This is a genomic window from Thalassobaculum sp., from assembly GCF_040219615.1.
In the GTDB taxonomy this organism is placed as follows: Bacteria; Pseudomonadota; Alphaproteobacteria; order Thalassobaculales; family Thalassobaculaceae; genus Thalassobaculum_A.
In genome coordinates, this window is sequence record NZ_JAVJSE010000038.1 from 406,320 (window position 1) to 419,675 (window position 13,356).

The 13,356-nt window shown below is 71.5% G+C and carries 11 protein-coding genes; 8 read left to right on the forward strand and 3 right to left on the reverse strand.

The features are described 5' to 3' along the window. Nucleotides 1–20: 20 nt before the first annotated feature. Nucleotides 21–2,021, reverse strand: a complete 2,001-nt coding sequence (locus RIC31_RS20705) for a hypothetical protein (RefSeq protein ID WP_350112177.1) — start codon at nt 2,019–2,021, stop codon at nt 21–23. 134 nt (nt 2,022–2,155) lie between these two features. On the opposite strand from RIC31_RS20705, the gene RIC31_RS20710 reads away from it, so the two are divergent. Further along, nucleotides 2,156–2,446: a hypothetical protein gene (locus RIC31_RS20710; protein WP_350112179.1), complete on the forward strand. Its 291-nt coding sequence runs from the start codon at nt 2,156–2,158 to the stop codon at nt 2,444–2,446. 9 nt (nt 2,447–2,455) lie between these two features. Here the strand turns inward: RIC31_RS20710 and RIC31_RS20715 are convergent, their stop codons facing one another. Together RIC31_RS20715 and RIC31_RS20720 are read right to left on the reverse strand one after the other, a co-directional pair. After that, the gene (locus tag RIC31_RS20715) at nt 2,456–3,754 is read right to left on the reverse strand and encodes an adenylosuccinate synthase (RefSeq protein WP_350112181.1); all 1,299 of its coding nucleotides are present in this window, start codon (nt 3,752–3,754) and stop codon (nt 2,456–2,458) included. Continuing rightward, a complete protein-coding gene (locus RIC31_RS20720; protein ID WP_350112184.1) occupies nt 3,751–4,944 on the reverse strand; it encodes an ATP phosphoribosyltransferase regulatory subunit in 1,194 nt (397 codons plus the stop codon). The genes RIC31_RS20715 and RIC31_RS20720 overlap by 4 nt, the downstream gene beginning before the upstream one ends. 155 nt (nt 4,945–5,099) lie before the next feature. Between RIC31_RS20720 and RIC31_RS20725 the strand changes: the two genes are divergently transcribed. The 7 genes from RIC31_RS20725 (at nt 5,100) to RIC31_RS20755 (ending at nt 13,348) form a co-directional block, all read left to right on the forward strand. Then, the gene (locus tag RIC31_RS20725) at nt 5,100–5,648 is read left to right on the forward strand and encodes a carboxymuconolactone decarboxylase family protein (protein WP_350112187.1); all 549 of its coding nucleotides are present in this window, start codon (nt 5,100–5,102) and stop codon (nt 5,646–5,648) included. A gap of 159 nt (nt 5,649–5,807) precedes the next feature. Further along, the gene (locus RIC31_RS20730; protein WP_350112190.1) at nt 5,808–6,569 is read left to right on the forward strand and encodes a hypothetical protein; all 762 of its coding nucleotides are present in this window, start codon (nt 5,808–5,810) and stop codon (nt 6,567–6,569) included. Nucleotides 6,570–6,692: 123 nt separating this feature from the next. Beyond that, complete coding sequence (locus RIC31_RS20735; protein WP_350112193.1) at nt 6,693–7,982, forward strand: sarcosine oxidase subunit beta family protein; 1,290 nt, start codon at nt 6,693–6,695, stop codon at nt 7,980–7,982. A 12-nt stretch (nt 7,983–7,994) separates the two neighbouring features. Continuing rightward, the gene (locus tag RIC31_RS20740) at nt 7,995–8,294 is read left to right on the forward strand and encodes a sarcosine oxidase subunit delta (protein ID WP_350112196.1); all 300 of its coding nucleotides are present in this window, start codon (nt 7,995–7,997) and stop codon (nt 8,292–8,294) included. A 184-nt stretch (nt 8,295–8,478) separates the two neighbouring features. Next, nucleotides 8,479–11,496, forward strand: a complete 3,018-nt coding sequence (locus RIC31_RS20745) for a sarcosine oxidase subunit alpha family protein (RefSeq protein ID WP_350112199.1) — start codon at nt 8,479–8,481, stop codon at nt 11,494–11,496. Next, the gene (locus RIC31_RS20750) at nt 11,489–12,100 is read left to right on the forward strand and encodes a sarcosine oxidase subunit gamma (protein WP_350112202.1); all 612 of its coding nucleotides are present in this window, start codon (nt 11,489–11,491) and stop codon (nt 12,098–12,100) included. Before RIC31_RS20745 ends, RIC31_RS20750 begins: the two co-directional genes overlap by 8 nt. A 54-nt stretch (nt 12,101–12,154) precedes the next feature. Beyond that, on the forward strand, nt 12,155–13,348 hold the full coding sequence (locus RIC31_RS20755) for an alpha/beta hydrolase family protein (RefSeq protein ID WP_350112204.1): 1,194 nt from the start codon (nt 12,155–12,157) through the stop codon (nt 13,346–13,348). Nucleotides 13,349–13,356: the final 8 nt, after the last annotated feature.

Sequence of the window (13,356 nt, forward strand, 5' to 3'; positions counted from 1 at the left end):
AAACAGGCCGGACGTCATTGCTATAGCATGAACAGGATGATGACCGCGGTCGACCCGACGCTTCCGACCACACCGGATGTGACCGCGGCAACCTGTTCGCCGAGTTCGGTCGCCATGTGGTCGCGGTTCTGCAGCTCGATGCTCAACTGCTGGATCTGCGCGCCGCAGTGCTGGTGCTCCTGCTGGGCCCGGGCATAGCCCTGCTGGTCGCGCTGCACCGACTTGGTGTCGCCGTAGATGTTCTGCAGTTCGATCAGCAGCCCGGTCTCGGCGGCACGCGATATGCTCTGCTCGATGGCCTTGCGCTGCTTGAGATTGTGGAACCCGTTGATCGCCGACTTCATCAGGTCGACGAACCAGGCCGCGAGGTTCGGGGCCGGGCCGTTCTTGGTCATCGCCTGGACCCGGGCCAGCAGGGTAAGCGCCGCCAGGATGTGATCGGTGCCGGAATTGTCGGCGCCGGACAGCGGCCGCACGAATCGTTCGTCGACGTCCGGCGAGCGCGCCACCGCGAACGCCGCGATGTGCCGGTCCATCGGCCGGCCGGTGCGGTCCTTCGAGGCCGCCACCCGCTCCAGGGCCGGCACCAGCTCCTCCACCCGGGTGACGTACAGGTGCTCGATCAGCGGGCTTCGGCAGTGGATGTGGTCGTTCAGCTCGTAGAGCACGCGCTCCATTCCGAACCCCGGCCCGGTCTGGTTCAGGATCAGCGGGAGCTTGTCGTACAGCGAATACAGCTCGCTCAGGTCCGAGCGCGTGCGTGCCTGCAGCGACATCCACAGGCCGACGAAACGGCCGTTGATGAAGTCGGCGACCTTCTGCCGGACGTCTTCGCGCTCGAAGTCCAGGGCCAGCGCCGCCCCGACCCCGTCGATATGCGCCGCGAAGCCCTTGTGGCGGATCGGGGCGCCCGGGTCGAGCGCCATGCAGGCACGGGTCACCAGGCGCGGCGTCTCGGCTTCCGACGCGTTCTGGATGGCGGCCTGGCTGCCGACCACCTTGCCGACGTTCTCGACCACCTTCTCGTCGCTCAGGCTGCGCCGCAGCCAGTTGTCGAAATCGTGCCCCCGCACCACCTCGCCGGACGTCAGCCAGTTGCGTCCGAGGGCCTCGGCGACAGAGCGGACGTTCTCGTAGTCGCGGCCCGCGATGGTCATCGGCCTCGCCGCCTTGGCCGGCAGCTTGGCCTGCTTCGGGGTCAACCGCCGGCCGCCGATCCACAGCTCGACCTCGCGGACCGACCAGCGCTCGCGCGCGTCGTCGGACAGCAGGCCGCGCAGCAATTCCATCATGTTCATCTGGATGCGCGCGCCGCCGGTCAGCGCCGCATAGGACCCGAGGCTGATCTTGCGTTCGATCATCTCCGTGGCCCCGAGTTCGTGGACCGGATTGCGGCCGAGCAGCAGGAAGATGACGCAGACCCCGAGCGAATAGAGATCCTCGGCGATTCCGCCGCGGCCGCGCGCCGACGGCTCGGCCATGGCCTGCTCGAGGGTCTCGCTGAACGCCGGATTGTGCAGCCCCGGGGGCGCCGTCAGGCATTCCCCGAGGATCACGAGCTTCTTCGCCGGGTCGGAGAAGTACAGGTTGTCCGGGCGGACGGCACGATGCGGCACGCCGCGCGTCGACAGGTCCCGCAGCACGGCGATCGCCGGCGTGATGAAGCCGCGCACGATCCGCTCGTCGCTCATCGGCTCGAGCACGTCGGTGGTCGCCTGCGCCACGCGACCGCCCTGCGGGCGCTCGTAGATCAGGATCGGCAGCCGGCGCCGGGCCGGCGCCCAGGCGGCGACGCCCCACTCCACGAACCGCATCATCGCGCCGGTCGACAGGCCGCGGATCGCCTCGACGTCGCTGTGCCGGTACGGGACCCGGGCCTCGCAGACATAGGCGATCAGGTCGCCGTGCTCCTCACGGCGGGCCATCGCCGCATAGGCCTTGGCGTTCGGCATGTCGAACTGCGGCAACGGCCGGTCGGGATCGACCTCGACCCGCTCCTTGATGACGACGCGCTCGGCCATGACCCGCTCCGGTGAACCGACGCCGAAAGTCTAGCACGACCGCCGATGGTGCAAGCCCCTCCAATGGCCGATTGCCGCTGCCGCGCGCGGATGCTACGGCAGGCGGATTGATCGCCACTGGCAGAGGAAACCCCATGCGTCACGTCCAGACCGGGATCGCCGCCGTCCTGACCGCCGCGGTCCTGGCCATCGGCTCGAACGCCGGCGCCCAGACCGAGGCCAAGTGCAGCCCGGACAAGCTGTCCCAGACCCTGCATGAGCGCATGTCGAAGGACGGCAAGAGCGACGCCGAGATCCGCGAGATCCTCGACAGCTCGTTCAAGCGCCGGGTGCTGCGCGGGCGCGTCGCCGACGGCAGCGGCTGCACGGCCGATCAGACCGACAAGGCGCTGGACAGCCTGGCCGCCCGCGTCAAGCAGGGCTGACCGGCCCGTTCAGAGGCCGGAGGCGAACGGGTCGCGCACCAGGATGGTGTCGTCGCGGTCGGGGCTGGTGGACAGCAGGGCGACCGGCGCCTCGATCAGCTCCTCGATGCGGCGGATATACTTCACCGCGCTGGCCGGGAGCTGCGCCCAGGACCGCGCGCCCTTGGTGCTGTCCTGCCAGCCCTCGATGGTCTCGTAGACCGGCTCGACACGGGCCTGGGCGGCCTGCCCGGCCGGCAGGTAGTCGAGCTCCTGGCCGTCCAGCCGGTAGCTGGTGCATACCTTGATGGTCTCGAAGCCGTCCAGCACGTCGAGCTTGGTCAGCGCGATGCCGTTGATGCCGCCGGTCTTGATCGCCTGGCGGACCATCACCGCGTCGAACCAGCCGCAGCGGCGCTTGCGGCCGGTGACCACGCCGAACTCCCGGCCGCGCTCGCCGAGGGTCGCGCCGATCTCGTCGGTCAGCTCGGTCGGGAACGGCCCGGAGCCGACGCGGGTGGTGTAGGCTTTGCAGATCCCCAGCACGTAGCCGATGTTGGTCGGCCCCATGCCCGACCCCGTGGCGGCCTGGCCGGCGACGGTGTTCGACGACGTGACGTAGGGGTAGGTGCCGTAGTCGACGTCCAGCATGACCGCCTGGGCACCCTCGAACAGGATCCGCTTGTTGGCGACACGGGCCTGCTCCAGCCGCTCCCAGACCCGGCCGGCGAACGGCAGGATCTTCGGGGCGATCTCGGTCAGCGACGCCAGCAGCTCGACCGGGTCGATCTCGGCCTCGCCGAGGCCGCGCAGGTAGGCGTTGTGATGTTCCGCCAGGTACTCGATCTTGGCCTTCAGCGTCTCCGGCTCGGCGAGATCGGCAACCCGGACCGCCCGCCGGCCGACCTTGTCCTCGTAGGCCGGGCCGATGCCGCGCCCGGTCGTTCCGATCTTGCCGTCGCCGCGGGCGGCCTCGCGGGCCTGGTCGAGCCGGCGGTGCACCGGCAGGATCAGCGCCGCGGTCTCGGCGATCAGCAGGTCCTTGGGCCGCAGGTCCAGGCCCTGGCCGCGGACCCGCTCCAGCTCGTCCAGGAACGCCCAGGGGTCGACCACCACGCCGCTGCCGATGATGGACAGCTTGCCGCCCCGCACCACCCCGGACGGCAGCAGGCTCAGCTTGTAGACCTGATTGCCGATCACCAGGGTGTGCCCAGCGTTGTGGCCGCCCTGGAAGCGGACCACCACGTCGGCACGCTCCGACAGCCAGTCGACGATCTTGCCCTTACCCTCGTCGCCCCACTGGGCGCCGATCACGGCAACGTTGCTCATGCCTTGTCCTCCGACGCCCCGGGATTCTTGGTTTCCCCGAGAGCGATGATCTTGCCATTCGTCCAGACCGCGGCGCAGCGCTGGTTGCGGGCCGCGGCCTCGACATCCTCGACCGGCTCCAGACCCTGCACCGTCACCCGCCCGTCGGCGCGCAACGCCGCCGCGACCTCGCGCGGCGTGCCGTGCGGCACGAACACCGCGGACCGGCGCTGCGGTGCCGGCAGGGCCTGCAGCACCTTCTCCATGTAGAGCGTGAAACCGGTCGCCGTCTCGTTCGGGTCGCCGTTCGGCCGGTAGCGGCCGCCGCGCCCGACCTCGGCGCGCACGCCGCGCACGAACAGGCTGAAGGCGATGCCGGTGTGATACTCGAAGCCGCGGTTCTCGACCGGATCGAGGGTGATGGTGAGTTTCGGTTCGGACCCGGCGACCAGGTCGGCGACCCGGGTCAGCCGGTCCAGCGCCGCGCGCGCCTCGGCCGGCAGGTCGATGCCGGCAAGTGCCGCCAGGGCCGCATCCTTGGGCCCGGTCGCCGCCAGCAGCCGGGTCAGCACCGGCGCCACCGGCCCGCCGAGCGTCTCGACGGCGGCCGTGTCCTTGCGGTCGATCGCCGCGCGCAGCCGCGCCAGCTCGGCAGCCGGCAGGTCGAGTCCGGCCAGCACGACCGGCACCAGCGGCGGCACCAGCAGGTCGAGCGACAGCCGCTCGACACCGGCGGCCCGCAGCGCCTCGATGCCCACCAGGATGATCTCGGCGTCGGCCTCGGCGGTGGCGCTGCCGATCAGCTCGGCCCCGACCTGCACCATCTCGCGCTCGGGGCTGACCTGCTCGGCGGTGGTGTGCAGCACCTCGCCGGCATAACAGAGCCGCAGCGGCCGCGGCACGTTCTTGAGCCGGGTCGACGCGATCCGCGCGACCTGCGCCGTCATGTCGGCGCGCACGCCCATCATGCGCTGCGAAATCGGATCCATCAGCCGGAACACCCGCGACGACAACGCCGCGCCGGGCCCCTCCATCAGGCTGGTCTCGAACTCGATCAGCGGCGGCTTGACCCGCTCGTAGCCATGGGTCGCGGTGCGCGCCACCATGACCTCGATCAGCCGCGCCTCGTTCTCGGCATGCGGCGGCAGCACGTCGCGCAGCCCTGCGGGCAGCAGGGCGCGGCGGCCGAGATCGGTCTGCGTGTCGGACACGGGCTCGCAAGCCTCTTCGTCGGGCGTGGAATGGCGCCCTGTCCTAGAGGAAACCGGCGGCCGGGGCAACGGCGGGATCGATCGGCGGGCGGTCCGGCCGCGACTGGGCTATCGTGCGGTCCCCTCGACGCCGCCACGCAAGGGAGCCGACGATCATGAGCCGCATCCCCGAGATCGACCCCGTTGCCCTGACCGCCGAGCAGCGGCGGGTCCATGACACCATCGTCGCCGGTCCGCGCGGCCGGGTCCGCGGCCCGCTGGCGATCTGGCTGCAGCGGCCCGAGCTGGCCGACCGGGCACAGGCGCTGGGGCGCTACTGCCGCTACGAGAGTTCGCTGCCGCCGCGCCTGTCGGAGCTGGCGATCCTGGTCACCGCCAAGGCCTGGGGCGCCGAGTTCGAGTGGTACGCGCATGCCCCGCTGGCGCGCGACGGCGGCCTGCCGGAAACGGTGATCGAGGCGATTCGCACCGGCGTCGAGCCGACCTTCGCGGCCGACGACGAGGCGGTGGTGTACACCGTCGCCCGCGGGATGACCGCCGACAAGCGGCTGCCGCAGGATCTCTACGACCGGGCGGTCTCGGTGCTGGGCCTCGGCGGGCTGGTCGACCTGATCGGGGTGCTCGGCTACTACAGCCTGGTCTCGATGACCCTGAACGCCTTCGAGGTCGAGCTGCCGGACGGCACCCCGCCGCCGTTCGGGTGACCCGATGACCGACCCCGCGGCTGCCGGCGATAGCCGAAGGCGCCGCGGCATGACCGCGCGCTGCGGCTGAATCGACGACAACACGCTGGCCTCGTCATCGCCGATCGGGTATCGCTCGATGCAGGACCGACGGGGGGACGACGACGGAGCCTGATCGCGATGCGCCTGTTGCTCATTGGCCTTGCCCTCACCCTTTTGTCCGGCTGCGTGACCGCCGGCGGCCAGGATGCCGCCCTGTCCCAGGCCGGGGCGCCGGCACCCACCCAGCCCAATGCCCGCAAGGCCGTCCTGGCCTCGACCATGGAGGTCAAGGTCGACACTTCGGCGGTCGGCGGCATCAGCCCCGCGCAGGTCGGCGAGCGGCTGGCTCTCGTGCTCGCCACGATCACCGAGTACCGGCCCGATACCGGGACCGCCATCACCCCGATCCGCAGCGCCGTCGCCCTGCCGGACGCCAGCGGCCAGATGACGCGGACCACCGTGTACAACGACAACGCCTACCGGCAGACCATGTGGATGGACGACTACGACAAGGTCCAGCTCGACCGGCGCGACGTCGATCCCGGGTGGTACCTGATCCACAGTTTCGGCTCGACCGCCGGCTTCGCCAGGGACAAGCCGCGCAACGGCCAGCGGGGCTGCCTGCAGTACGGCGGCGCCCCGGCCCCCGGCGTCACCCCGGTCGCGCTGCGCGCCGGCGAGATCGGCTATTTCGGACATTTCGTGGTCACCATCGCAGTCGAGCCCGGCAGCGGCGACGGCCCCTATGCGCTGTCGGTCGCCGATGCCCGGATCGACCCGGCGCCGGCCGACTTGGACGACCTGCTGCGGCGCGACGGGCTGGATCCCACCTATGTCCGGCGGATCCCGGCCGACCGCTTCCCCTGCCCGTGGACCGTGCCGCGGGTCGCCACCGGCTGACGCGCCCGCGGTCCCCTCCCCCCTGAAACCGACGTCGATCCGTCGCCCCCGGCAAAACGGCTGCGGCGGCGGGTTGTACGGTGCGCGCCAGAGATACCCAAGAGCATCCGGGGAGCAGGCCGCATGGCCGAGGCAGGACGCCGGCGCGGCCCGACGGGCAAGCCGCGCTACTCGATCTTCGCGCTGGCGCGCAACGCGCTGAGCTACCACGAGAACTGGCAGGCGGCCTGGCGCAATCCGGAGCCGAAGCCCGCCTACGACGCCATCGTGGTCGGCGGCGGCGGCCACGGCCTGGCGACCGCCTACTACCTCGCCTCGGTGCACGGCATCCGCAAGGTGGCGGTGCTGGAGAAGGGCTGGATCGGCGGCGGCAACACCGGCCGCAACACCACGATCATCCGCTCCAACTATCTCTGGGACGAGTCGGCGGCGATCTACGAGCACGCCCTCAAGCTCTGGGAGGGCCTGACGGGCGAGCTGAACTTCAACCTGATGTTCAGCCAGCGCGGCGTCATCACCCTCGCCCACTCCGAGCACGAGCTGAAGGAGATGCGCCGCCGGGTCGAGGCGATCCGCCTGAACGGCATCGACACCGAGGTGCTGGACACCGCCGGGGTGAAGAAGCTGGTGCCGATCATCAACACCGACCAGAGCATCCGCCATCCGGTGATGGGCGGCTTCATCCAGCGCCGCGGCGGCACCGCCCGGCACGACGCGGTGGCCTGGGGCTACGCCCGCGCCGCCGACGACCTGGGCGTCGACATCATCCAGGGCTGCGAGGTCACCGGCTTCCTGAAGGACGCCACAGGCGCGATAGAGGGCGTCGAGACCAGCCGCGGTACCATCCGCTCCAAGCGTGTCGGCTGCGTCGCCGCCGGCCACTCGGCCGTGCTGGCCGCCATGGCCGGGTTCAAGCTGCCGATCCAGGCGCGCCCCCTGCAGGCCCTGGTGTCGGAACCGATCAAGCCGGTGATCGACACCGTGGTGATGTCGAACGCGGTGCACATGTACGTCAGCCAGTCCGACAAGGGCGAACTGGTGCTGGGGGCCGGCACCGACAGCTACAACTCCTACGCCCAACGCGGCTCGCTCAACATCATCGAGCATCAGTTGGCCGCCGCCTGCGAGCTGTACCCGATCGTCTCGCGCCTCAGGGTGCTGCGGACCTGGGGCGGCATCGTCGACACCTGCCCGGACGCCTCGCCGATCCTGTCGACCACGCCGGTGGAGGGCCTGTACTTCAACTGCGGCTGGGGCACCGGCGGCTTCAAGGCGACCCCGGGTTCCGGCCACGTGTTCGCCGACCTGATGGCCAAGGGCCGCCCGAACGCCATCGCGGCCCCCTTCGGCCTGGAGCGGTTCAGCGGCGGCTACCTGATCGACGAGCACGGCGCCGCCGGCGTGGCGCACTAGGAGGGCGGGACCATGATGCTGATAACCTGCCCGTATTGCGGCCCGCGCGACGACGCCGAGTTCAGCTACGGCAACCAGGCCCACATCGCCCGCCCGGCCGACCCGGCCGCCTGCAGCGACCGGGAATGGGCCGAGTACCTGTATTTCCGCGACAACCCGAAGGGCCCGTTCGCCGAGCGCTGGATGCACGCCGCCGGCTGCCGCCGCTGGTTCCACGTGGTGCGCGACACCAACAGCCACGCGATCCTGCAGACCTACAGGGTCGGCGAATGGCCGGACCCGGCGATCCTGGGCGGAGAGGGCAAGTCGTGATGCGGACATGCCGGGGCGGCGGGTGGGTTCCGGATCGCGCTCCGCGCGTCCGGAATGACGGAAACAGTTGGTGCCGCGCGCTGCATCACCTCCTCCCCCCGTCGTCATTCCGGACGGACGCGCCGTCCCGGCGCGGTCGAGCCGGAACCCACGGCGCGACGGGCTTTCAACGGGAGACCGACCGATGAGCCGGCAGCCCAACCGCCTGGCCGAGGGCGGCCGGATCGACCGGCGCCGGCCGCTGGCGTTCCGCTTCGACGGCCGGACCCTGCACGGCTATGCCGGCGACACCCTGGCCTCGGCGCTGCTGGCCAACGGCGTCCACCTGGTCGGCCGCAGCTTCAAGTACCACCGCCCGCGCGGCATCCTCGGGCTCGGCTCGGAGGAGCCGAACGCGCTGATCCAGCTCGGCCGCGGCAACCGCACCGAGCCGAACCTGCGGGCCACCCAGGTCGAGCTGTTCGACGGGCTCGACGCCCACAGCCAGAACCGCTGGCCGAGCCTGCGCTTCGACGTCGGCGCGGTGAACTCGGCGTTCCACCGGCTGTTCCCGGCCGGCTTCTACTACAAGACCTTCATGTGGCCGGCCTCGCTGTGGAGCACCTACGAGGAGGTCATCCGCCACGCCGCCGGCCTGGGCAGGGCGCCGGAGGGACCGGACCCCGACCGCTACGAGCGCATGCACGCCCATTGCGACGTGCTGGTGGCCGGCGGCGGGCCGGCCGGGCTGGCAGCGGCGCTGGCGGCCGGGCGCAGCGGTGCGCGCGTCGTCCTGGTCGACGAGCAGGCCGAGTTCGGCGGCTCGCTGCTGGGCGACGACGACGTGACGATCGGCGGCAGCCCGGCGTCCGACTGGATCGCCGAGGTGGTGGCCGAGCTGGAGTCGATGCCGGACGTCACGCTGCTGCGGCGGTCGACCGTCAACGGCTACTACGACCACAACTACCTGACGGTGGCCGAGCGGGTGACCGACCACCTGGGCGTCGGCCTGCCGACGGTGCCGCGCCAGCGGCTGTGGAAGGTGCGGGCCAGGCGCGTGATCCTGGCGACCGGCGCGATCGAGCGGCCGCTGGTGTTCCGCGACAACGACCGGCCCGGGGTCATGCTGTCGAGCGCCGTGCGCGGCTATGCGGTGCGCTACGGCGTGCTGGCCGGCGACCGGCCGCTGGTCGTCACTGGCAACGACGACGGCTACCGGACTGCCCTGGCCCTGGCCGACCGCCGCGCCCGGGTCGCCGGCATCGTCGACCTGCGGTCCGAGCCGCCGGCGCATCTGGTCGCCGAGGCCGGGCAGCACGGCATCGAGGTGTTCGCCGGTCACAGCGTCGCCGGCGCCCATGGCGGCCGCCGGGTCGAGGCCGCCGAGATCGCCGAGATGACGCGCGACGGCTCCGGTCTCGCCGGGACCGTGCGCACGATCGAGTGCGACTGCATCGCCATGGCCGGCGGCTTCAACCCGACGGTCCACCTGTTCTCGCAGTCGCGCGGCAAGCTGCGCTGGGACCCCGAGCGGGCGATCTTCCTGCCCGGCACCAGCCACGAGGCCGAGGTTTCCGTCGGCGGCTGCGCCGGCACCGGGAGCGTCGGCCAGGCCATCAGGGACGGCATCAGGGCGGCGGTCGAGCAGGTCCGCGGCCTCGGCCTCACGGTGCGCCAGCCGGCCGCCCCGACGGTCGAGGAACCGGGGCAGGGCGGCGGCAACCGGGTGCTGTGGATCCTGCCGTCGACCGCCCCGGTCGGCCGCAAGGGCAAGCACTTCGTCGACTTCCAGAACGACGTCACCGCCGCCGACGTGATGCTGGCGACCCGCGAGGGCTACCGCTCGATCGAGCACGTCAAGCGCTACACCACCACCGGCATGGGCACCGACCAGGGCAAGACCTCGAACGTCAACGCGCTCGCCATCGTCGGCCAGACCCTGGGGGTCGACGTGCCGGCGGTCGGCACCACGACGTTCCGGGCGCCCTACACGCCAACCACCATCGGCGCCTATGGCGGCCGCGACGTCGGCCGGCTGTTCGCCCCGGTCCGCACCACTGCCATGGACCCGTGGCATCGGGCCAACGGCGCCAGGTTCGAGCACGTCGCCGACTGGATGCGGGCCTACTACTACCCGAAGGACGGCGAGAGCTTCCGCCAGGCCGTCGACCGCGAGGTCACGGCAGCCCGCGAGGGGGTCGGCGTGCTGGACGCCTCGACCCTCGGCAAGATCGACATCCGCGGCACCGACGCCGCCGAGTTCCTGAACCGGGTCTACACCAACGCCTGGATGAAGCTCGGCGTGGGACGCTGCCGCTACGGCCTGATGCTCAAGGAAGACGGCATGGTCATGGACGACGGCGTGACCACCCGCCTCGCCGACGACCACTTCCACATGACCACCACCACCGGCGGTGCCGCCCGGGTGCTGGGCTGGCTGGAGGAGTATCTCCAGACCGAGTGGCCGGACATGGACGTGCGGCTGACCTCGGTCACCGAGCAATGGGCGGTCGCCTCGATCTGCGGCCCGAAGAGCCGCGAGCTGCTGGGTCGCCTCTGCACCGACATCGACCTCGCGAACGACGCCTTCCCGTTCATGGCGATGCAGGAAGGCACGGTCGCCGGCATCCCGGCCCGGGTGTTCCGGATCTCGTTCACCGGCGAGCTCAGCTACGAGATCAACGTGCCGACCCGCTACGGCCTGGCGCTCTGGGAGGCGCTGATGGCGGCCGGCGCCGACCTCGGCATCACGCCCTACGGCACCGAGGCGATGCATGTGCTGCGCGCCGAGAAGGGTTTCATCATCGTCGGCCAGGACACCGACGGCTCGGTCAGCCCGATCGACCTCGGCATGGACTGGATCGTGTCCAAGCAGAAGCCGGACTTCATCGGCAAGCGCGGCATGGCCCGGCCGGACCTGACGAAGGCCGACCGCAAGCAGCTTGTCGGCCTGCTGACCCAGGACCCCGAGGAAGTGCTGCCGGAGGGCGCCCAGGTGGTCGAGGTGCTGAAGCCGAAGCCGCCGATGGCGATGCTCGGCCATGTCACCTCGTCCTACTACAGCCCCAGCGTCGGCCGCTCGATCGCTATGGCCCTGATCAGGGGCGGGCACGGCCGCAAGGGCCAGACCCTGCAGGTACCGCTGCAGGGACGCACGGTGACGGTGACGGTGGCCGACAGCATGGTGTTCTTCGATCCGGAAGGGAGCCGCCGCGATGGCTGAGGCCGCCACCCCGACCCCGCGCAGCCCGCTGGACGGCTACACCGGCCCGGTCGGCGGCCCGTCCGACGCCGGCGTGGTGCTGGGCGAGCTGCGCTTCCAGGGCAAGATCAACCTGCGCGGCACGGCCGACGACAAGGCGTTCTCCGAGGCGGTCGCGAAAGCCGTCGGCCTCGCACCGCCGGCGACCCCCGGCACCGTCGCGACCGCCGGCGACCGCGCCGTCCTGTGGCTCGGCCCCGACGAGTGGCTGGTCCTCATGCCGGCCGGCGAGGAGACAGCCGTGGCGACCGCCCTGAACGCGGCGCTGGCCGGCATGCAGGCCTCGGCCACCGACGTCACCGACAACTACACGACCGTCCGGATCGCCGGCCCGAAGGCCCGCTGGGTGCTGGCCAAGGGATGGGCGGTCGACCTGCATCCCGGCGTCTTCGGCCCCGGCCGGGTGGCGCAGGGCAACCTGGCCCTGACCAACGCCATCCTGCGGCAGACGACCGACGATCCCCCAAGCTTCGAAATCCTGGTCCGGCCGTCCTTTGCGAAGTATCTGTGGGACTGGCTGACCGACGCGGCGCTGGAGGTCGGCTACCGGGTCGAGGCCGGCTGACCGGCCCGGCGCCGGTCAAGCACGAGCGCCGTCTCCGGGGGGAGGGGCCGTCGCGTGATCCGAATCCGATATCTACTGATCGTTGCTGCCGTCCTGTCCGCCGTCTCGGCGCTGCCGCCGGCGGCTGCCGCGAAGGACGGGCAGCGGGTCGACCGGAGCTTCACGGCGTCGCCGCACGAGAGCCCGCGGATCGCGCCGATCCCCGTCGACGCCCTGACGGTCGAGGCCGGCATGCTCGCGGTCACCATCGACGGCGCCGCGCAGTCCCTGCAGACCCTGACCGTGACGCCGCCCGGCCCCGGCCCGTTCCCGCTCGCGGTGATCTCGCATGGCAGCCCGCGCGACGCCGCCAAGCGAGGCGGGATCAGGCTGCGCGGCTACCTGCCGATCGCCGAGGACTTCGCCCGCCGGGGCTACAAGGCGATCGTGTTCGCCCGGCGCGGCTACGCCGGGTCGACGGGCGACTATGCCGAGAGGGCCGAGGACTGCACCGCCGACGGCTACGCCCGGGCCGGGCATGTGGCGGCGTCCGACTATCTCGCCGTCATCGCCGCCGCATCCGCGGATCCGGCGGTCGACCGGAACACCGTGGTCGCGGTCGGCCAGTCGGCCGGCGGCTTCGCGGTCAGCGCGCTCGCCGGCACGGCGCCGCGCGGCCTGATCGCGGCGATCAGCTTCGCCGGCGGCCGCGGGTCGACCAAGGACTTCACCAACTGTGACGCAGAGGGGCTGACCGGCGCCTTCGACCTGTTCGGCCGCGACGCCACGGTTCCGGTGCTGTGGCTGTACTCGACCGCCGACCGATATTTCTGGCCGGACCTGGTGCACCGCAACTTCGAGGCGTACAGCGCCAACGGCGCGCCGGTCCGGCTCGAGATGGTCGGCCCGCTCTGGTATGCCGCGGACGGCCACGAGCTGCTCGACCTGGGCGGCCGGGCGTTGTGGCGGCCGCGGATCGACGCCTTCCTGGAAGCCGTCGGGGCGCCGACCTGGAGCGCCGACCCCGGCGACGCCGCGGTCCGCCGGATCGCCGCCCCGGCCGGGCTTTCGAAGAAATGGCACGGACGCTGGCTGCGCTATCTCGGCTCGGCCGGGCACAAGGCCTTCGCGCTCGGGCCGAAGTCGCGGTTCGGCTGGGCCAGCCGGCACGAAAGCCGGGGCGCGGCGGTCGCCGCCGCACTCGATGCCTGCCAGGCAAAGGGCGACACCTGCCGGGTGGTCTCGGTCGACGGCGCGGCTGTCGACTGACGCACCGC